Source organism: Novosphingobium sp., assembly GCF_039595395.1.
In the GTDB taxonomy this organism is placed as follows: domain Bacteria; phylum Pseudomonadota; class Alphaproteobacteria; order Sphingomonadales; family Sphingomonadaceae; genus Novosphingobium.
Window position 1 is genome coordinate 1,160,977 of record NZ_JBCNLP010000001.1, and the last position, 17,708, is coordinate 1,178,684.

General features: G+C 63.5%; 21 protein-coding genes, 3 pseudogenes and 1 other annotated feature. Of the genes and pseudogenes, 21 read left to right on the top strand and 3 right to left on the bottom strand.

Features of this window, described 5'->3' with window-relative positions:
- Window positions 1–153 precede the first annotated feature (153 nt).
- Window positions 154–1,626, top strand: a complete 1,473-nt coding sequence (locus ABDW49_RS05500; RefSeq protein WP_343610313.1) for a short-chain fatty acyl-CoA regulator family protein — start codon at window positions 154–156, stop codon at window positions 1,624–1,626.
- Between the two features lie 309 nt (window positions 1,627–1,935).
- Here ABDW49_RS05500 and ABDW49_RS05505 read toward each other — a convergent pair whose 3' ends face one another.
- Together ABDW49_RS05505 and ABDW49_RS05510 are read right to left on the bottom strand one after the other, a co-directional pair.
- Entirely contained in the window at window positions 1,936–2,151 is a 216-nt protein-coding gene (locus ABDW49_RS05505) for a hypothetical protein (RefSeq protein WP_068091618.1), read from the bottom strand.
- The gene (locus ABDW49_RS05510; protein WP_343610315.1) at window positions 2,151–2,501 is read right to left on the bottom strand and encodes a DUF4169 family protein; all 351 of its coding nucleotides are present in this window, start codon (window positions 2,499–2,501) and stop codon (window positions 2,151–2,153) included. Before ABDW49_RS05510 ends, ABDW49_RS05505 begins: the two co-directional genes overlap by 1 nt.
- A gap of 25 nt (window positions 2,502–2,526) precedes the next feature.
- Between ABDW49_RS05510 and ABDW49_RS05515 the strand changes: the two genes are divergently transcribed.
- Entirely contained in the window at window positions 2,527–3,117 is a 591-nt protein-coding gene (locus ABDW49_RS05515; RefSeq protein ID WP_343610317.1) for a GNAT family N-acetyltransferase, read from the top strand.
- On the top strand, window positions 3,117–4,040 hold the full coding sequence (locus tag ABDW49_RS05520; RefSeq protein ID WP_343610319.1) for a carbon-nitrogen hydrolase family protein: 924 nt from the start codon (window positions 3,117–3,119) through the stop codon (window positions 4,038–4,040). Before ABDW49_RS05515 ends, ABDW49_RS05520 begins: the two co-directional genes overlap by 1 nt.
- 230 nt (window positions 4,041–4,270) lie before the next feature.
- Here ABDW49_RS05520 and ABDW49_RS05525 read toward each other — a convergent pair whose 3' ends face one another.
- Entirely contained in the window at window positions 4,271–5,767 is a 1,497-nt protein-coding gene (locus ABDW49_RS05525) for a SulP family inorganic anion transporter (protein ID WP_343610321.1), read from the bottom strand.
- 82 nt (window positions 5,768–5,849) lie between these two features.
- Window positions 5,850–5,905 (bottom strand) — a sequence feature (sul1 is cis-regulatory element that is thought to sense ions involved in sulfur or methionine metabolism; They are found in Alphaproteobacteria).
- Window positions 5,906–6,264: 359 nt separating this feature from the next.
- On the opposite strand from ABDW49_RS05525, the pseudogene rpsL reads away from it, so the two are divergent.
- The 18 genes and pseudogenes from rpsL to rplE all read left to right on the top strand — a co-directional run bounded on the left by rpsL (window position 6,265) and on the right by rplE (window position 17,685).
- A pseudogene (gene rpsL / locus ABDW49_RS05530) lies at window positions 6,265–6,637 on the top strand (30S ribosomal protein S12).
- 78 nt (window positions 6,638–6,715) lie between these two features.
- Window positions 6,716–7,186, top strand: coding sequence for a 30S ribosomal protein S7 (gene rpsG / locus ABDW49_RS05535; RefSeq protein ID WP_343610322.1), 471 nt, complete (start codon window positions 6,716–6,718; stop codon window positions 7,184–7,186).
- Between the two features lie 157 nt (window positions 7,187–7,343).
- Window positions 7,344–9,401, top strand: a pseudogene (gene fusA / locus ABDW49_RS05540) (elongation factor G).
- A 192-nt stretch (window positions 9,402–9,593) separates the two neighbouring features.
- Window positions 9,594–10,787: pseudogene (gene tuf / locus ABDW49_RS05545) on the top strand (elongation factor Tu).
- A 131-nt stretch (window positions 10,788–10,918) separates the two neighbouring features.
- A complete protein-coding gene (gene rpsJ, locus ABDW49_RS05550) occupies window positions 10,919–11,230 on the top strand; it encodes a 30S ribosomal protein S10 (protein ID WP_007011873.1) in 312 nt (103 codons plus the stop codon).
- 273 nt (window positions 11,231–11,503) lie between these two features.
- Entirely contained in the window at window positions 11,504–12,229 is a 726-nt protein-coding gene (gene rplC / locus ABDW49_RS05555) for a 50S ribosomal protein L3 (RefSeq protein WP_343610324.1), read from the top strand.
- A 3-nt stretch (window positions 12,230–12,232) separates the two neighbouring features.
- The gene (rplD, locus tag ABDW49_RS05560) at window positions 12,233–12,862 is read left to right on the top strand and encodes a 50S ribosomal protein L4 (RefSeq protein WP_343610326.1); all 630 of its coding nucleotides are present in this window, start codon (window positions 12,233–12,235) and stop codon (window positions 12,860–12,862) included.
- Entirely contained in the window at window positions 12,855–13,157 is a 303-nt protein-coding gene (locus tag ABDW49_RS05565; RefSeq protein ID WP_068091579.1) for a 50S ribosomal protein L23, read from the top strand. The genes rplD and ABDW49_RS05565 overlap by 8 nt, the downstream gene beginning before the upstream one ends.
- Before the next feature lie 11 nt (window positions 13,158–13,168).
- A complete protein-coding gene (rplB, locus tag ABDW49_RS05570; RefSeq protein ID WP_343610328.1) occupies window positions 13,169–14,005 on the top strand; it encodes a 50S ribosomal protein L2 in 837 nt (278 codons plus the stop codon).
- A gap of 6 nt (window positions 14,006–14,011) precedes the next feature.
- On the top strand, window positions 14,012–14,290 hold the full coding sequence (rpsS, locus tag ABDW49_RS05575) for a 30S ribosomal protein S19 (protein WP_343610330.1): 279 nt from the start codon (window positions 14,012–14,014) through the stop codon (window positions 14,288–14,290).
- Window positions 14,290–14,670 (top strand): 50S ribosomal protein L22, encoded by a 381-nt coding sequence (rplV, locus tag ABDW49_RS05580; protein ID WP_068091568.1) that lies wholly within the window; start codon window positions 14,290–14,292, stop codon window positions 14,668–14,670. The genes rpsS and rplV overlap by 1 nt, the downstream gene beginning before the upstream one ends.
- Before the next feature lie 3 nt (window positions 14,671–14,673).
- Window positions 14,674–15,369, top strand: coding sequence for a 30S ribosomal protein S3 (rpsC, locus tag ABDW49_RS05585; protein WP_343610331.1), 696 nt, complete (start codon window positions 14,674–14,676; stop codon window positions 15,367–15,369).
- Window positions 15,370–15,388: 19 nt separating this feature from the next.
- Window positions 15,389–15,826 (top strand): 50S ribosomal protein L16, encoded by a 438-nt coding sequence (gene rplP, locus ABDW49_RS05590; protein ID WP_343610332.1) that lies wholly within the window; start codon window positions 15,389–15,391, stop codon window positions 15,824–15,826.
- Window positions 15,823–16,026, top strand: a complete 204-nt coding sequence (gene rpmC, locus ABDW49_RS05595; protein WP_206238798.1) for a 50S ribosomal protein L29 — start codon at window positions 15,823–15,825, stop codon at window positions 16,024–16,026. Before rplP ends, rpmC begins: the two co-directional genes overlap by 4 nt.
- Before the next feature lie 10 nt (window positions 16,027–16,036).
- Window positions 16,037–16,306, top strand: a complete 270-nt coding sequence (rpsQ, locus tag ABDW49_RS05600; RefSeq protein WP_206238800.1) for a 30S ribosomal protein S17 — start codon at window positions 16,037–16,039, stop codon at window positions 16,304–16,306.
- Window positions 16,307–16,425: 119 nt separating this feature from the next.
- The gene (gene rplN / locus ABDW49_RS05605; protein WP_068091552.1) at window positions 16,426–16,794 is read left to right on the top strand and encodes a 50S ribosomal protein L14; all 369 of its coding nucleotides are present in this window, start codon (window positions 16,426–16,428) and stop codon (window positions 16,792–16,794) included.
- Window positions 16,794–17,114, top strand: coding sequence for a 50S ribosomal protein L24 (gene rplX, locus ABDW49_RS05610; RefSeq protein WP_343610337.1), 321 nt, complete (start codon window positions 16,794–16,796; stop codon window positions 17,112–17,114). The genes rplN and rplX overlap by 1 nt, the downstream gene beginning before the upstream one ends.
- The gene (gene rplE, locus ABDW49_RS05615) at window positions 17,107–17,685 is read left to right on the top strand and encodes a 50S ribosomal protein L5 (protein ID WP_343610339.1); all 579 of its coding nucleotides are present in this window, start codon (window positions 17,107–17,109) and stop codon (window positions 17,683–17,685) included. The genes rplX and rplE overlap by 8 nt, the downstream gene beginning before the upstream one ends.
- The last annotated feature ends 23 nt before the right edge of the window (window positions 17,686–17,708 follow it).

The following is a 17,708-nucleotide window of genomic DNA, read 5'->3' on the forward strand; positions in this document are numbered from 1 at the left end:
GGTGGAGAGTCTGGGCACTACAATTCGGTGCCATTGCCCTGTCGTCGGAAGACGTTCTGGGAGCGCGAGGGGGTAACCCCCTCGCATCTTCTCCTTGCTTCCCTTCAACGGTTTTCCTCTTGCCAAGCGGCCTCTCTTGCCCACCATGGCGCCATGACGACCCCGCCAGCTTCCCTGTCACTTGCCGGACGAACTGCCCGCCCACTTTACATGGGCCCGCGCATCAAGCGCCTGCGCCGCGAACTGGGCCTGACCCAGCAGGCGATGGCCAGCGATCTGGAGATCTCGCCCTCTTACGTCGCGCTGATGGAGCGCAACCAGCGCCCGGTCACCGCCGATCTGCTGCTGCGCCTGGCGCGGACCTATCAGCTCGATATGTCCGAACTGGCGGCTGACGACAGCGCCGATTACAACCGCCGCCTGACCGAAATCCTGCGCGATCCGATCTTCGCGGGGATCGACATGCCCGCGCTGGAGGTGGCCGATCTGGCCACAAGCTTCCCCGGTATGTCGGAGGCGCTGCTGCGGCTCTATGGCGCCTACACGCGTGAGCAGGCGGCGCTGGCCGACCGGCAGGCGGAGTTGGGCGCCGGCCTGCCCGATCCGGTGGCCGAGGCACGGCGCTTTCTGGCGGCCCATCGCAACCATTTCCCCGCGCTGGAGGCGAGCGCGGAAACGCTGGCCGCCGCCATCGCGCGCGAGGGTGACGGGGCAGCATGGCTGGCGCGGCATCATGGCATTCGCACGCGCTTTCTGCCCCCTTATGTGATGATGGGATCGATGCGGCGCTTCGACCGGCACAACCGGCAGTTGCTGCTCGATGAGGGGCTTTATCCCGCGACCCGCGCGTTCCAGATCGCACTGCAGATCGTCTGGCATGAGTGCCGCGCCCAGATCACCGAGATCGCCCGCGCCATGGGCGACGAATTGGGGGGCGACGAGCATGCCGAGGGCCCGGCGCGCACCGCAGTCCATCTCGTGAAGCGGGCGCTGGCCAGCTATACGGCGGGCGCGATCCTGATGCCGTATGATCGCTTTGCCCGCGTGGTGGAGGAAAGGGCCTATGACATCGAGGCTGTGGCGCGTGTCTTTGGCACCAGCTTCGAGCAGACCGCGCATCGCTTCACCACCCTGGGGCGGCCCAATGGCCAGAACGCTAGCGGTCATGTGCCCTTCTTCTTCATCCGCGTCGATGGGGCGGGTAATGTGTCCAAGCGGCTCGATGGGGCAGGTTTCCCCTTTGCCGCGCATGGCGGCGGCTGTCCGCTGTGGAGCGTGCATCAGGTCTTTGCCACGCCCTTGCAGGTGGTGACGCAATGGCTGGAATTGCCTGACGGGCAGCGCTTCTTTTCCATCGCGCGCACGGTGGAGGCGGGCGGGGGCGGCTACAACCGGCCGCGTGCGATCCGGGCCGTGGCGCTGGCCTGCGCGGCCGAGCATGCGCCGCGTCTGGCTTATGCGCAGGGGCTCAATCCGCGCAGTGTGCCGGCAACGCCGATCGGCATCACCTGCCGCTTGTGCCATCGCCCTGATTGCATTGCCCGCGCTTTGCCGCCCATCGGGCGCGACCTGATGCCCGATGATACCAGCCGTTCGGCCACGCCTCTGGGGCTGGATGAAGGCTGATCCCCCGTGGCAAGCCCTTAGAGGCGCTTAGGCTGAATCAAACCGCGACTCGGTTAGAAGGCTCTTGCAGGCGGCACCAATCATTCCCGGACCGCCCTGCGCATGACCTTGAACGTCGTCCCTGGCGGGCGGACCGCAATCCCTCCCCGGTCCGCCCGCTTGTTTTTGCGGGGCAATGCGCATCGTCGAAGCTTTTCCGGCCCATTCTCCCGCCCGGCCACGCATCGGCAGCATCCTGTGGGTGGCCGGGCGAGGGAGTGGGCCGGTGACGCAAAATCCGGCTCTTCCACCGGATTTTCAAACAGACTCTCAGTCGCGGAAATCTTCGCCGACAAGGTCGAGATAGGCAATCACATCATTGTCGGTGGCAAGGTACAGGCCTTCCTGCACCTCCTGCGGCTGCTGGTCGGCCACGATCAGCGCCTGAGACAGCGGGCCGTAAAACAGGGTGGAGGCCGCGCCGCCCTCGCTGTCACCATCAAGGTGATAGAGCCGCACCGTGGCGCCGTCGTTGGTGGTGCGCATCAGTTCTGATCCTTGTCGAGTTTCGCGCTGTCCACGATGCGCGTCAGGCGGGCGCCTTCTGCCGCGCGGATCTGGCGCTCGCCCTTGGTGACGCCGAATTTGGCGCGGTTGGCTTGAGCGGTTTTCTCGGCAGTGTCGCGAGCCTTGGCCTTGCGGGCCAGGCGCAGATTGATGATCTCGGCCATGGCGCGATCATAAAGCATCGCGCGAAAAAGTGGGAACCGGTTTTTCGTATCAAACGATGCGGCAACAAAAGCATCGCGCGAAAAAGTGGGAACCGGTTTTTCGCATGAAGCGATGCGGCAACAAAAACCTGCGCGCGGCGGAGGAGGAAGGGGGCTCGCCATCATTGCAGCCTCGGGTTAGGGAAGCGACATGACCCAGATCGCGATCCACCCCCTTGCGGGCGATGCCCTGCGCGCCGCCATTCCCGACCTTGCCCGGCTGCGCTGCGCGGTCTTTGCCGAATGGCCGTACCTCTACCACGGCGATCCCAATGCGGAATCGGACTATCTGCGCGATTTTGGCGCTTCCGAGAAAGCCGTGCTGATCGGGGCCTATGATGGGGACCGGATCGTGGGCGTCGCCACGGCCTCGCCGATGATGGAGCAGAAGGAGGCCTATCGTCAGGCCTTCGAGGAGCGCGGGATCGACACCGCCAGCCTGTTCTATTTTGGCGAAAGCGTGCTGCTGCCCGAGTACCGCGGGCGCGGCATCGGCCATGCCTTCTTCGACCATCGCGAGGAGCAGGCCAAGCGCCTCGGTGCCAAAGCCGCCACTTTCTGCGGCGTGATCCGCCCGCTGGACCATCCGGCGCGCCCCGTCGATTTCCAGCCGCTCGATCCCTTCTGGCGCAAGCGCGGCTATGAGCCCGTCGAGGGCCTCATCACCAACTTCGCCTGGAAGGACCATGGCGAGGCAGAGCCCAGCGAAAAGCCGATGCAATATTGGATCAAGACGCTCTGATGACCGCCTACACCATCGCTCTGGCCCAATACCCCATCGACCAGTTCCCCGATTGGGCCGCCTATGAAGCCAAGCTGACAAGCTGGGTGGAGCAGGCCGCCGCCGGGGGCGCTGCTCTGGCGGTGTTTCCGGAATATGGCGCGATGGAACTGGCCAGCCTCGATGTCGCGACGCAGAGCGACCTCCACGGCTCGCTGGCCACGGTCGCCGGGCTGATGGAACGGGCGGATGCCCTGCATGCCGATCTGGCCGCGCGCCATGGTCTGCACATTCTGGCCGCTAGTGGCCCGGTGCAGGTGGAGGGGCATTATCTCAACCGCGCGCGGCTGTTCACGCCGGGGGGCAAGGTCGGCCATCAGGACAAGCTGATGATGACCCGCTTCGAGGCCGAGGAATGGGGCGTCTTCCCTGCCAGCGCCGTGGGCGCGCCGCTGCATCTCTTCGAGACAGCGCTGGGCCGCATCGCCATCGCCATCTGCTATGACAGCGAGTTCCCCCTGATTGCCCGCGCGGCGGTGGAGGCCGGGGCGCAGCTCTTGCTGGTGCCAAGCTGCACCGACACGCCGCAGGGCTATTGGCGGGTGCGGATCGGTTCTCAGGCCCGCGCTCTGGAGGGGCAGATGTATGTCGCCCAATCGCCGACCGTGGGTCTGGCGCCCTGGTCCCCCGCGCTGGATGTGAACCATGGCGCGGCCGGGCTGTATGGTCCGCCCGATGGACCAAAGGGCGGTGATTGGCGCTTTCCGCCCGACGGTGTGATTGCGATCGGTGCGATGGATGCGTCGCAATGGGTCTTTGCCGAGGTCGATCTGGCGCGGGTGGAGGCTCTGCGCGCGAATGGCGGGGTGCTGCCCGCGCGGGATTGGGCGAAGCAGCCGGGGGCTGAGGTGTTGCCTGCGGTGCAGGTGGTGGATTTAAGGTAAGCAAGTAAGGAAGATGCGAGGGGGTTACCCCCTCGCGCTCCCATAACGTCTTCCGACGCGAGGGTGGTGGTCTGGATCTGGTGCCCCGGCTCTCCACCTGCGCCACCTTAAGCGCCGCAGGCAGTGATTTTTAAAGCCTGCGGCGCGGCAAGCTGGGCGCAAGGCCGAACCCGATGCGCAAGGCAGACATTAAAGGGAGCGCGAGGGCGATGGCCCTCGCATATCTTCTTTCAAACTCCCTGCACATCCCGCACCAGAGGCGCATGGCGATCCACCAGAATCGCGCTCGCCTCGTTCAGACCGATCAATTCCACCGCGATGCCATGGCGGCGCATGCGGGTGACGATATCTTCCAGCGCGCCCACGGCGGTGATGTCCCACAGATGCGCTTGCGTCAGATCGATGCGGACGTTTGCTGCGGTATCGCGCAGGTCGAAGTGATCGGCGAAGATGTCGGCGCTGGCAAAGAAGATCTGGCCGGAGACTTTGTAGATGCGGGTGTCGCTGGCGGCATCGTACTCCACCTGCACCGCCATCAGGCGCGTCACTTTGAAGGCGAAGAACACGCCCGAGAGCAGCACGCCCACGCCCACGCCTGCGGAGAGGTCATGCGTGGCCACCGTCACCGCCACGGTCGCCAGCATCACGATGCCGGAAACCTTGGGATGCCGGGCCAGATCGCTGATCGAGCTCCAGGAGAAGGTGCTGATCGAGACCATGATCATGATCGCCACCAGCGCGGCGACGGGCACCTTTTCGGCCCATGGGCGCAGCGGCACCATCACCAGCAGCAGGAACACACCCGCGACCAGCGTGGAGAGCCTGCCGCGTCCGCCATAGCGGATGTTGCCCACGGTCTGGCCGATCATGCCGCAGCCCGCGATGCCGCCGAACAGGCCGACCGCGACATTGGCCAGGCCCAGGCCGGTGCATTCGCGGGCCTTGGAGCTGGTGGTTTCGGTCAGGTCGTCGACGACGCTGGCGGTCATCATCGATTCCAGCAGGCCCACCGCCGCCATGGCGAAGGCGTAGGGGGTGACGATTTTCAGCGTTTCCAGCGTCAGCGGGATGGCGGGCAGGGCGAAGCCGGGCAGCGATGAGGGCAGGCGGCCCAGATCGGCCACGGTGCGGATCGGCATGGGGATGGTAATGCTGATCGCCGTCAGTACCACGATGCAGATCAGGGGCGAGGGGATGGCGGTGGAAAGGCGCGGCAGCAGGTAGATAATGGCGAGTCCCAGCGCGATCATCGCGTAGGTGTGCCAGTCGACGCCCAGCATCTGGGGCACCTGCGCGGAGAAGATCAGGATCGCCAGCGCATTGACGAAGCCCGTCCGCACCGAGCGCGACACGAAGCGCAGCAGCACATCCAGCCCCAGCAGGCCGAAGACAATCTGGAAAGCGCCGGCCATCACCGTGGCGGCCAGCAGATAGGGCAGGCCATGGGCATGGACCAGCGCGGCGGCCACCAGCGCCACCGAGCCTGCCGCGCCCGAGATCATCGCCGGGCGCCCTCCCGCAAAGGCGATGACGATGCCGATCACGAAGGAGGCGAACAGCCCCACTTGTGGATCGACACCGGCCACGAAGGAAAAGGCGATCACCTCGGGGATGAGCGCAAAGGTGCCGACCATGCCGGCAAGGATGTCGCGCCGCATGCCTTGAGACATGGCGCCGGCCCCGCCGAACCATTCGGCGCGGTAACGGGCAAGGGTAAGGGCAGTCATGCAAAATCCGCGTGTGATTGGGCCGCAGGCCTCGCCAGCACGGCGAAGGGGGATGTCTGCGGCGAGGCCCAAAAGGCTTGGGCGTTGTCCGGCGGATCGGCGGCCGGAAGAGCCACCCGGAATTTCACCGGGTCCATGCGAATGGCGTTTCCCTTAACCGCCGTGCGCTCTCAAGGCAATGCGCAACGCATGCGCTTCGTGGCCATGCTTGACCTGAGGCGCCAACAGGCCTAAGGCGCGCCGGTTCGCGATGGGACGGCATGCCGCTGGCCCTGTCGTCAATGAGCTGAACATTGCCGGTGCGTGCCGGGCATTTGCGGATCTAATCTGCTGAATGCCCAGCGTTATCCGTCAAAGTAACCCGGTGCCGCTGGCAGGGGTGGAGCGTTTCGGTTCGCATCGGTTTTATCGGCAGGCTTTGGCCTTGCGCGATTCGCTGTGCGGCTTTTCGTCTTCATCTTTGTCGATGGTATCATCTAACAAGGTGAAGTCCCTTCATGCCTACAATCAACCAGCTGATCCGCAAGGGTCGCGAGCCGCAGAAGACCAAGTCCAAGGTCCCGGCGATGGAGCAGAACCCGCAGAAGCGCGGTGTCTGCACCCGCGTGTACACGACCACCCCGAAGAAGCCGAACTCGGCTCTCCGCAAGGTCGCCAAGGTCCGTCTGACCAACGGCTTCGAAGTCATTTCGTACATCGGCGGTGAAGGCCACAACCTGCAGGAGCACTCGGTTGTGCTGATCCGCGGCGGTCGTGTGCGGGATCTTGCCCGGCGTGCGTTACCACGTGCTGCGCGGCGTTCTGGATACCCAGGGCGTGAAGAACCGTAAGCAGAGCCGTTCGAAGTACGGCGCCAAGCGTCCCAAGTAAGAAGGCGAGGGGCTCAATAAGCCCTGCCGCCCTTCAGGCCGCTTGTAGCAGGCCGTATTAAGATAAGGAATTCATACGATGTCACGTCGTCGTCGTCCCGAGAAGCGGGAAATCCTGCCCGATCCCATGCATGGTGATCAGGTTCTGTCGAAGTTCATGAACAACCTGATGCTGGACGGCAAGAAGTCCGTCGCTGAAAGCATCGTTTATGGCGCTCTCGACACCATGCAGACCCGTGCGAAGGCTGACCCCGTTCAGCTGTTCCACGATGCTCTGAACAATGTGAAGCCCCAGATCGAAGTGCGCAGCCGCCGCGTCGGTGGTGCGACCTATCAGGTCCCGGTCGAAGTGCGCCCCGAGCGCGCCCAGGCCCTGGCCATGCGCTGGCTGATCACCGCTGCCCGTAACCGCAGCGAGACCACCATGTCGGCTCGCCTCTCGGCCGAGCTGCTGGATGCTGCCAACAACCGCGGCAACGCTGTGAAGAAGCGCGAAGACGTCCACCGTATGGCCGAAGCCAACAAGGCGTTCGCCCACTACCGCTGGTAATCTTTCTTGTGACGGGCCTGTTTCGCGGGTCCGTCACACGGATGTCACAGTACTGAACCTAAGGGCAGGAGCCTCATCGGCTCCAACCCGAACCCCAAGGAAGCAACCATGGCTCGCAGCCACTCCGCTCATCGAGCTGTACCGCAACATCGGCATCATGGCCCACATCGACGCCGGCAAGACCACGACGACCGAGCGCATCCTGTTCTACACCGGGCGAAGTCCACAAGATCGGCGAAGTGCACGACGGCGCCGCCACCATGGACTGGATGGAGCAGGAGCAGGAGCGCGGCATCACCATCACCTCGGCCGCGACCACCTGCTTCTGGAAGGGCATGGGCGGCCGACACACCGCATCAACATCATCGACACCCCCGGCCACGTCGACTTCACCATCGAGGTGGAGCGCTCGATGCGCGTGCTCGACGGCGCGGTGGTGCGTGCTTCGACGGCGTCGGCGGCGTGCAGCCGCAGTCGGAAACCGTCTGGCGCCAGGCCAACAAGTACAAGGTGCCGCGCCTGGCCTTCGTCAACAAGATGGACCGCACCGGCGCCAACTTCAAGTATTGCGTGCAGTCGATCATCGACCGTCTGGGCGCCAAGCCTGCCGTGCTCTACATTCCGATCGGCCTCGAAGCCGATCTCAAGGGCGTGGTCGACCTGGTGCAGAACAGCGCGATCATCTGGAAGGACGAGTCGCTGGGCGCCGAGTTCTTCTATGAAGAGATCCCGGCTCACATGGCTGACGAAGCCGCCGAGTACCGCGCGAAGCTGGTCGAGCCCGCCGCCGAGCAGGACGATGACGCTGATGAACAAGTACCTCGAAGGCACCGAGCCCGACGCCGAGGCGCTGAAGAAGCTGATCCGCAAGGGCACGCTGAACCAGTCGTTCGTCCCCGTGTGCTGCGGCTCCGCGTTCAAGAACAAGGGCGTGCAGCCGATGCTCGACGCCGTGATCGACTACCTGCCGTCGCCGCTCGACATTCCTGACGTCCAGGGCGTCAAGATGGACAGCGACGAGAAGGACAGCCGTCCCGCCACCGACGACGAGCCGTTCTCGGCGCTGGCGTTCAAGATCATGACCGACCCCTTCGTCGGCACCCTGACCTTCTTCCGCGTGTATTCGGGGGTGCTGACTTCCGGCGACGCGGTCCTGAACTCGGTGAAGGGCAAGAAGGAGCGGGTCGGCCGGATCCTGCAGATGCACGCCAACCAGCGCGAAGAGATCAAGGAAGTGCGCGCGGCGACATCGCCGCCCTGATCGGCATGAAGGACGTGCACCACCGGCGACACCCTGTGCGACCGAGCGACAAGCCGATCATCCTGGAGCGCATGGACTTCCCCGAGCCGGTGATCTCGCTGGCGGTGGAGCCGAAGACCAAGGCCGACCAGGAGAAGATGGGCCTCGCCCTGAGCCGCCTGGCGCAGGAAGACCCGTCGTTCCGCGTCAAGACCGACGAGGAATCGGGCCAGACCATCATCTCCGGCATGGGCGAGCTGCACCTGGACATCATCGTCGACCGCATGAAGCGCGAGTTCGGCGTCGAAGCCAACGTCGGCAAGCCGCAGGTGGCCTACCGCGAAACGATCTCGGCAAGCCGGTGGACATCGACTACACCCACAAGAAGCAGTCGGGTGGTCGCGGTCAGTTCGGTCGCGTGAAGGTCAAGGTCACGCCGGGCGAGCGCGGTTCGGGCTTCGTCTTCAAGGACGAGATCAAGGGCGGTGTGATTCCGAAGGAATACATCCCCGCGGTCGAAAAGGGCATCCGTGAAACCGCCATGACGGGTTCGCTGGCCGGCTTCCCGGTCGTCGACGTCGAAGTGCTGCTGTTTTCGACGGTTCCTACCACGACGTCGACTCGACGGCCCTGGCCTTCGAAATCTGCGCCCGTGGCGCCATGCGTGAAGTCGCCCAGAAGGCCGGCGTCAAGCTGCTCGAGCCGATCATGAAGGTCGAGGTCGTGACCCCTGAGGACTACATGGGCGACGTGATGGGCGACCTGAACCGCCGTCGTGGTCTGATCCAGGGCATGGACGACAGCCGCGGCAACGCACAGGTTGTCGAGGCCATGACCCCGCTGGCCAACATGTTCGGCTATGTGAACAGCCTGCGCTCGTTCACCCAGGGCCGCGCACAGTACAGCATGCAGTTCTCGCATTACGACGAGGTTCCCTCGAACGTGGCGACCGAACTGAAGGCGAAGATGGCCTGATCCAATTCAGGCCCGATGGAGGGGTGAGGGCGGTTTCGTCCCCCTTGAAATCGGGCCTGTCGGATCAGACATAACGACACGCTTGCTTGATCGTTCAGATCAGGCTAGGGGCGGCGCCTGATTTTCAGGCGTGAGTCTGGCAGGTGCCGTCCCGTTGAAAATTCACATTCGAACGAAAAGAAGGTTTGAAACATGGCAAAGGCAAAGTTTGAACGGACCAAGCCGCACGTCAACGTCGGCACCATCGGTCACGTTGACCACGGCAAGACCACGCTGACCGCTGCCATCACCAAGGTGCTGGCCGAAACCGGTGGCGCCACGTTCACCGACTACGACCAGATCGACGCGGCGCCGGAAGAAAAGGCGCGCGGCATCACGATCAACACCGCGCACGTCGAGTACGAGACCGCGAACCGTCACTACGCGCACGTTGACTGCCCGGGCCACGCCGACTACGTGAAGAACATGATCACCGGTGCCGCCCAGATGGACGGCGCGATCCTGGTGTGCTCGGCCGCTGACGGCCCGATGCCGCAGACCCGCGAGCACATCCTGCTGGCCCGTCAGGTTGGCGTGCCGTACATCATCGTGTTCCTGAACAAGGGCGACATGGTGGACGACGCCGAGCTGCTGGAGCTGGTCGAGATGGAAGTTCGCGAGCTGCTGTCCACGTACGACTTCCCGGGCGACGACACCCCGATCGTCAAGGGTTCGGCCAAGCTGGCGCTGGAAGGCGCGCGACGACAAGATCGGCAAGGAGTCGATCCAGGCTCTGATGGCCGCTGTCGACAGCTACATCCCGCAGCCCGCCCGTCCGATCGACCAGCCGTTCCTGATGCCGGTGGAAGACGTGTTCTCGATCTCGGGCCGCGGCACCGTGGTGACCGGTCGTGTCGAGCGCGGCATCATCAAGGTCGGCGAGGAAATCGAAATCGTCGGTATCAAGGCCACCGCCAAGACCACCGTGCACCGGCGTGGAAATGTTCCGCAAGCTGCTGGACCAAGGTCAGGCTGGCGACAACGTTGGCATCCTGCTGCGCGGCACCAAGCGTGAAGACGTCGAGCGTGGCCAGGTTCTGGCCAAGCCGGGCACCATCAAGCCGCACACCAAGTTCGAGTGCGAAGTCTACGTGCTGTCCAAGGAAGAAGGCGGCCGTCACACCCCGTTCTTCAACAAGCTACCGTCCGCAGTTCTACTTCCGCACGACCGACGTGACCGGTTCGGTCGAGCTGCCGGAGGACAAGGAAATGGTCATGCCGGGCGACAACGTGCAGATCACCGTCAAGCTGATCGCTCCGATCGCCATGGAAGAAGGTCTGCGCTTCGCCATCCGCGAAGGCGGCCGTACCGTCGGCGCCGGCGTCGTCGCCAAGATCATCGAGTAATATAGGCCGCGCAGCCCGAGTGTGATTCGCTCCACTCGGGCTGACGGTTTTTTCTCGTTTCCCCCGGTTCCCCAAAAGGGACGAAGGCCGGGGGAAATGATTTTTTAGCTCTTTCTCATCGGTAGCAGGACATGGAAGCTCAGAACATCCGCATTCGCCTCAAGGCGTTCGACCACCGCGTGCTGGATCAGGCCACCGGCGAAATCGCCGACACCGCCCGTCGCACCGGCGCCCTTATTCGCGGCCCCATTCCTCTGCCGACCAAGATCGAGAAGTTCACGGTGAACCGTGGACCTCACATCGACAAGAAGTCGCGTGAACAGTTTGAAGTGCGCACCTACAAGCGCCTCCTGGACATCGTGCAGCCCAACGCCGCCACCGTCGATGCTCTGATGAAGCTCGATCTGGCCGCTGGCGTTAACGTTGAAATCAAGCTGGCGTAAGCCGCGGGGCCCTGCTAAGGGCCCCTCTCGCGTTGCCTGATTCGTCTTTCGGCTGAGTCAGGCGGGGTTTTCCGGCCCCTTCGAACGCGATGATCAAGGGATACCTCCGGCAGGGGCCTTCGGGCAAAGCCGGGCAAGCGTCCCCCGTCTTGCCACAACGCTTTTTGCGTGGTGGCGCGTAGCCCGGACGGGGCTCGTTACAAACAGGGCTGCAAAACATGCCTGTGGGGGATGGGCCTCCGCAGGCCTCTGTGCATTTGAGGAGTATGGATCATGCGCACCGGCGTGATCGCTAAGAAGGTGGGGATGACCCGCCTTTTCCAGGAAGACGGTCGGCACGTCCCCGTGACGGTTCTGTCGCTGGAAGATTGCCAGGTGGTTTCGGTTCGCACTGCTGAGCGTGACGGTTACGTCGCGGTCCAGCTGGGTGCGGGCGCCGCCAAGCAGAAGAATGTCGCCAAGCCGCAGCGTGAGCATTTCGCCAAGGCTGAAGTGCCGCTGAAGATGGAAGTCGCCGAATTCCGCGTCGCCGACGATGCCCTGCTCGATGTGGGTGCAACGATCGCCGCCTCGCACTTCGTCGATGGCCAGCTGGTGGACATCACGGGTCACACCCAGGGTAAGGGCTTTGCCGGCGCCATGAAGCGCTGGGGCTTCGGCGGTATGCGCGCCACCCATGGTGTGTCGATCTCTCACCGTGCGCATGGTTCGACGGGCAACCGTCAGGATCCCGGCAAGGTCTTCAAGAACAAGAAGATGGCCGGCCACATGGGTGACCGTCAGCGCACCCAGCAGAATCTCGAAGTCGTTCGCACCGACAGCGATCGCGGCCTGATCTTCGTGAAGGGTTCCGTGCCCGGCGCCAAGAACGGCTGGTTGCTGGTTCGCGATGCGGTCAAGGTTTCGCGTCACGCCGACGCTCCGTATCCCGCTGGCATCAAGTCGGCCAACGATACGGCTGCTCCGGCTGTCGAAGCCGAAGCTGGTCAGGAGGGTTAAGCCATGAAGGTCCAGATCAAGAATCTCGACGGTTCGGCTGCCGCTGCCGGCGAAATCGAACTCAACGATGACGTGTTCGGGCTTGAGCCCCGCGCCGACATCCTGCACCGCGTTGTCACCTGGCAGCTCGAGAACCGCCGCGGCATCGCCCGTGGCGCCCGCGAGCGTTCGGACGTTGCCCGTACCGGCAAGAAGTTCGGCAACCAGAAGGGTGGCGGCACCGCCCGTCACGGCGATCGCAAGGCTCCCGTCTTCATCGGCGGTGGTAAGGCGATGGGTCCGCGCGTTCGCGAGTTCAACATCTCGCTGAACAAGAAGATCCGCGCACTCGGCCTGAAGCTGGCCCTGTCGTCGAAGGTCGACAATGGCCTGATCGTGGTCGACAGCCTGGAACTGGCCGAGGCCAAGACCAAGTCGCTGGTCGCCACCTTCGCCCAGGCTGGCATTGCCGGCAAGGTGCTGGTGATCGACGGTGAAGCCGTCAACGCCGGTTTCGCCCAGGCTGCTGGCAACATCGTTGGCGTGAACGTGCTCCCCGCCGTGGGCGCGAACGTTTACGACATCCTGAAGCATGACACGCTGGTGCTGACCCGCGCCGCTGTCGAAAAGCTGGAGGCCCGTTTCAATGGCTAACGGTATCGACACGCGTCACTACGACGTGATCGTGGCGCCCCACATCACCGAGAAGACCACGCTGCTCTCCGAGCATAACGCCGTGGTGTTCAAGGTGGCTGACAAGGCGACCAAGCCCGAAATCAAGGCAGCTGTGGAAGCGCTCTTCGACGTCAAGGTCGTTGGCGTGAACACGCTGACCCAGAAGGGCAAGACCAAGCGCTGGAAGGGCAAGCCCTACAAGCGCAGCGACGTCAAGAAGGCGGTCGTGACGCTGGCTCCCGGCCAGTCGATCGACGTCACGAGCGGGATCTAAGGGGTCGGACCATGGCACTGAAGAGCTATAACCCGACCAGCCCGGCCCGTCGTGGCCTCGTTCTGGTCGACAAGTCGTCCTTGTGGAAGGGCAAGCCGGTCAAGGCGCTTACCGAAGGTAAGAGCAAGACCGGTGGCCGCAACAACAAGGGCCATGTGACCTCGCGCGGTATCGCCGGCGGTCACAAGCAGAAGTATCGTTTCATCGACTTCAAGCGTCGTCGCTGGGATGCCCCCGCGACCGTGGAGCGTCTGGAATACGATCCCAACCGCACGGCCTTCATCGCTCTGGTGAAGTACGAGGACGGCGAGCAGACCTACATCCTGGCGCCTCAGCGTCTGGCCGTGGGCGATGTCATCGTCGCTGGCGAGAAGACCGACGTGAAGCCTGGCAATGCCATGCTCCTGTCGCAGATCCCGGTCGGCACCATCATCCACAACGTGGAGATGAAGCCGGGCAAGGGTGGTCAGATCGCGCGTTCGGCCGGCACCTATGTGCAGGTCGTGGGTCGTGACCGTGGCATGGTGATTGTTCGCCTGAACTCGGGCGAGCAGCGTTACCTGCGTGGCGATTGCATGGGCACCGTTGGCGCCGTGTCGAACCCCGACAACGCCAACCAGAACCTGGCGAAGGCCGGTCGCAACCGCTGGCTGGGCAAGCGCCCGCTGACCCGCGGTGTGGCCAAGAACCCCGTCGACCACCCGCACGGTGGTGGCGAAGGCCGTACTTCGGGTGGTCGTCACCCGGTTACGCCTTGGGGCAAGCCGACCAAGGGTGCTCGCACGCGCCACAACAAGCGGACGGACAATATGATCATCCGCTCGCGCCACGCCAAGAAGAAGAGGTAATCGACAATGGCTCGTTCCGTTTGGAAAGGTCCTTTCGTCGACCTGCACCTGCTGAAGAAGGCGGAAGCCGCGCAGGATGCTGGCAACCGCGGTGGCCCGGTGAAAACCTGGTCGCGCCGTTCGACGATCCTGCCGCAGTTCGTTGGTCTGACGTTCAACGTCTACAACGGGCACAAGTTCATCCCCGTGTCCGTCAACGAGGACATGGTCGGCCACAAGCTTGGTGAATTCGCGCCCACGCGCTCGTTCCCCGGCCATGCCGCTGACAAGAAGGGCAAGCGCTGATGAGCAAGCCTAAAGCTCCCCGTCGCGTTGGCGACAACGAAGCCCTGTCGGTCGGCACGCAGATCCGCGGCTCGGCCCAGAAGCTGAACCTGGTGGCGGCGCTGATCCGCAACCGCAAGGCGGAAGACGCGCTCAACGTCCTGACCTTCTCGAAGAAGGCCATGGCTGTTGAAGCGAAGAAGGTGCTGGCTTCGGCCATCGCCAACGCCGAGAACAACCACAACCTGGACGTCGACAACCTCGTCGTCGTCGAGGCGTCGGTCGGCAAGTCGATCACGATGAAGCGCTTTCATACCCGCGGCCGTGGCAAGTCCACCCGCATCCTGAAGCCCTTCAGCCGTCTGCGCATCGTGGTGCGCGAAGTTCAGCAGGAGGCTTGATCCATGGGTCATAAGTCCAACCCCATCGGTCTGCGTCTGCAGATCAACCGCACCTGGGACAGCCGCTGGTATGCGGAAGGTCGCAGCTACGGCAAGCTTCTTGAGGAAGACCTCAAGATCCGCAAGTTCATCATGAAGACGCTGCCGCAGGCCGCGATCTCCAAGGTGGTGATCGAGCGTCCTGCCAAGCTGTGCCGCGTGTCGATCTATGCCGCCCGTCCGGGCGTCATCATCGGCAAGAAGGGCGCCGACATCGAGAAGCTGCGTTCGCAGCTCGCCAAGATGACCGGCAGCGACGTCAAGCTGAACATCGTCGAAATCCGCAAGCCGGAAGTCGACTCGAAGCTCGTCGCTCAGGGTATCGCGGATCAGCTGATCCGTCGTATCGCCTTCCGTCGCGCCATGAAGCGTGCGGTGCAGTCGGCTCTGCGTCTTGGTGCCGAAGGCATCAAGATCACCTGCTCGGGTCGTCTGGGCGGCGCCGAAATCGCGCGTGTGGAGTGGTATCGCGAAGGTCGCGTGCCGCTGCACACCCTGCGTGCCGACATCGACTATGCCGACGCCGAGGCGCTGACCGCCTATGGCATCATCGGTATCAAGGTCTGGATCTTCAAGGGTGAAATCCTTGGTCACGACCCGATGGCGCAGGATCGTCTCAACATGGAGGCTCAGACCTCCGGCGTGCGTCCGTCGCGCTGAGGGCTTGAGGTAACAGATCATGTTGCAACCGAAGAAAACCAAGTTCCGTAAGGCCTTCAAGGGCCGCATCAAGGGTGACGCCAAGGGTGGCACCGATCTGAACTTCGGTTCCTACGGCCTCAAGGCCCTGGAACCCGAGCGTATCACCGCTCGCCAGATCGAAGCCGCGCGTCGCGCCATCACCCGCCACCTGCGTCGTCAGGGCCGTCTGTGGATCCGCGTGTTCCCCGACGTGCCCGTGTCGAAGAAGCCTGCCGAAGTCCGTCAGGGCAAGGGCAAGGGTTCGATCGAATATTGGGCAGCTCGCGTGAAGCCGGGCCGCATCCTGTTCGAGGTCGACGGCGTTGCCGGCCAGCTCGCTGCGGAGGCTTTCAGCCGCGCCGCGATGAAGCTGCCGATCAAGACCAAGGTTGTTGCTCGTCTGGGCGACACCTCGCATCTGGGAGGTGAAGAATGACCAAGGCTACTGATCTGCGCGCCAAGAGCGACGACCAGCTCACCGAGGATCTGGGCAACCTGAAGCGCGAGGCCTTCAACCTGCGCTTCCAGGCCGCCACGAACCAGCTGGAGCGTCCGGCCCGCATCAAGGAAGTGCGCCGCGATATCGCCCGCATCAAGACGCTCCAGAGTGAGCGTTCGGCTGCGGCGAAGGCGTAAGGAGACAACCATGCCCAAGCGTATTCTGATCGGGACGGTTGTTTCCGACAAGACCGACAAGACCGTGGTCGTGAAGGTCGAGCGTAAGGTGAAGCATCCCATGTACGGGAAGATCATCCGTCGTTCGAAGAAGTATCACGCTCACGACGAAGACAATGCTGTGAAGGTTGGCGAAGTCGTCCGCATCGAGGAGACGGCGCCCATCTCGAAGCTGAAGACCTGGAAGGTGATCGACCGGGTTCAGGCGGGCAAGACGGCGGCTGTCGAAGCCGACGTTTAAGCCTCAACAGCGCGTTGAAAAAATCGCTGGTGCTCTAGCCGTTTTGCGGCTAGGGCGCCGGCTCGTTTTTTGGAACTGCCGGACTGGTTCCGGCAAGCCTAGCGTAAGGAACCGGATCAATGATCCAGATGCAATCCCAGCTTGACGTTGCTGACAACAGCGGCGCCAAGCGTGTCCAGTGCATTAAGGTGCTGGGCGGATCGAAGCGTCGCGTTGCGGGCGTTGGCGACATCATCGTGGTGTCGATCAAGGAAGCCCAACCGCGCGCCAAGGTCAAGAAGGGCGACGTTCACCGTGCGGTGATCGTGCGCACCCGTAAGGACGTCCGTCGTCCCGACGGTTCGGTTATCCGTTTCGACGGTAACGCAGCTGTGCTGATCAACAAGAACGCGGAGCCCATCGGCACGCGTATCTTTGGCCCCGTCGTGCGCGAACTGCGCGCCAAGGGCTACATGAAGATCATCTCGCTGGCTCCGGAGGTGCTGTAATGTCCGCTGCTAAGATCAAGAAGGGCGACAACGTTGTTGTGCGCTCGGGCAAGGACAAGGGCCGCACCGGCACCGTCCTGCAGGTTCTCCCCAAGGAGGACAAGATCGTGGTTGCCGGCGTGAACATCGCCGCGCGTCACCGCAAGCCCAGCCAGGCGAACCCTCAGGGCGGCATCGACCGTCGTGAAGCTCCCATGGCGATCAGCAAGGTCGGCCTGGCCGATCCGAAGACCGGCGCCGCCACCCGCGTGCGCTTCGAGGTCAAGGACGGCAAGAAGGTCCGCGTTGCGGTCAAGTCCGGGGAGACGATCGATGGCTGATAAGTACACGCCGCGTCTGAAGACCAAGTTCGACGCCGAGATCGCCAAGGCGATGACCGAGAAGTTCGGTTACAAGAACGCTCTGGAAGTCCCCAAGATCGACAAGATCACGCTCAATATGGGCGTGGGCGAGGGCACTCAGGACCGTAAGAAGGTCACGACTGCCGCTGCCGAAATGGAGCTGATTGCCGGTCAGAAGCCGGTCGTCACCCGCGCCAAGAAGTCCGTCGCCCAGTTCAAGCTGCGCGAAGGCATGGCGATCGGTTGCAAGGTCACGCTGCGCCGTGAGCGCATGTATGAGTTCCTCGACCGTCTGATCACGGTCGCGATGCCCCGCATCCGCGACTTCCGTGGCCTGAACCCGAAGAGCTTCGATGGCCGTGGCAACTATGCCATGGGTCTGAAGGAGCAGATCATCTTCCCGGAAATCAGCTACGATCAGATCGACAAGGTGCGTGGTATGGACATCATCGTCACCACCACCGCGAAGACCGACGAAGAAGCTCGTGAGCTGCTGCGTCTTTTCGGCTTCCCCTTCCCTCAGGAAGAAGAAGCCCAGCAGGCCGCGTAAGCGCGTCCTTGCAAGGTTCTAGA

Excerpts from the sequence above, each read along its gene's own strand:
- ABDW49_RS05500 (WP_343610313.1), top strand. The coding sequence starts at position 154 with ATGACGACCCCGCCAGCTTCCCTGTCACTTGCCGGACGAACTGCCCGC.
- ABDW49_RS05505 (WP_068091618.1), bottom strand. The coding sequence starts at position 2,151 with ATGCGCACCACCAACGACGGCGCCACGGTGCGGCTCTATCACCTTGAT.
- ABDW49_RS05510 (WP_343610315.1), bottom strand. The coding sequence starts at position 2,501 with ATGATGGCGAGCCCCCTTCCTCCTCCGCCGCGCGCAGGTTTTTGTTGC.
- ABDW49_RS05515 (WP_343610317.1), top strand. The coding sequence starts at position 2,527 with ATGACCCAGATCGCGATCCACCCCCTTGCGGGCGATGCCCTGCGCGCC.
- ABDW49_RS05520 (WP_343610319.1), top strand. The coding sequence starts at position 3,117 with ATGACCGCCTACACCATCGCTCTGGCCCAATACCCCATCGACCAGTTC.
- ABDW49_RS05525 (WP_343610321.1), bottom strand. The coding sequence starts at position 5,767 with ATGACTGCCCTTACCCTTGCCCGTTACCGCGCCGAATGGTTCGGCGGG.
- rpsG (WP_343610322.1), top strand. The coding sequence starts at position 6,716 with ATGTCACGTCGTCGTCGTCCCGAGAAGCGGGAAATCCTGCCCGATCCC.
- rpsJ (WP_007011873.1), top strand. The coding sequence starts at position 10,919 with ATGGAAGCTCAGAACATCCGCATTCGCCTCAAGGCGTTCGACCACCGC.
- rplC (WP_343610324.1), top strand. The coding sequence starts at position 11,504 with ATGCGCACCGGCGTGATCGCTAAGAAGGTGGGGATGACCCGCCTTTTC.
- rplD (WP_343610326.1), top strand. The coding sequence starts at position 12,233 with ATGAAGGTCCAGATCAAGAATCTCGACGGTTCGGCTGCCGCTGCCGGC.
- ABDW49_RS05565 (WP_068091579.1), top strand. The coding sequence starts at position 12,855 with ATGGCTAACGGTATCGACACGCGTCACTACGACGTGATCGTGGCGCCC.
- rplB (WP_343610328.1), top strand. The coding sequence starts at position 13,169 with ATGGCACTGAAGAGCTATAACCCGACCAGCCCGGCCCGTCGTGGCCTC.
- rpsS (WP_343610330.1), top strand. The coding sequence starts at position 14,012 with ATGGCTCGTTCCGTTTGGAAAGGTCCTTTCGTCGACCTGCACCTGCTG.
- rplV (WP_068091568.1), top strand. The coding sequence starts at position 14,290 with ATGAGCAAGCCTAAAGCTCCCCGTCGCGTTGGCGACAACGAAGCCCTG.
- rpsC (WP_343610331.1), top strand. The coding sequence starts at position 14,674 with ATGGGTCATAAGTCCAACCCCATCGGTCTGCGTCTGCAGATCAACCGC.
- rplP (WP_343610332.1), top strand. The coding sequence starts at position 15,389 with ATGTTGCAACCGAAGAAAACCAAGTTCCGTAAGGCCTTCAAGGGCCGC.
- rpmC (WP_206238798.1), top strand. The coding sequence starts at position 15,823 with ATGACCAAGGCTACTGATCTGCGCGCCAAGAGCGACGACCAGCTCACC.
- rpsQ (WP_206238800.1), top strand. The coding sequence starts at position 16,037 with ATGCCCAAGCGTATTCTGATCGGGACGGTTGTTTCCGACAAGACCGAC.
- rplN (WP_068091552.1), top strand. The coding sequence starts at position 16,426 with ATGATCCAGATGCAATCCCAGCTTGACGTTGCTGACAACAGCGGCGCC.
- rplX (WP_343610337.1), top strand. The coding sequence starts at position 16,794 with ATGTCCGCTGCTAAGATCAAGAAGGGCGACAACGTTGTTGTGCGCTCG.
- rplE (WP_343610339.1), top strand. The coding sequence starts at position 17,107 with ATGGCTGATAAGTACACGCCGCGTCTGAAGACCAAGTTCGACGCCGAG.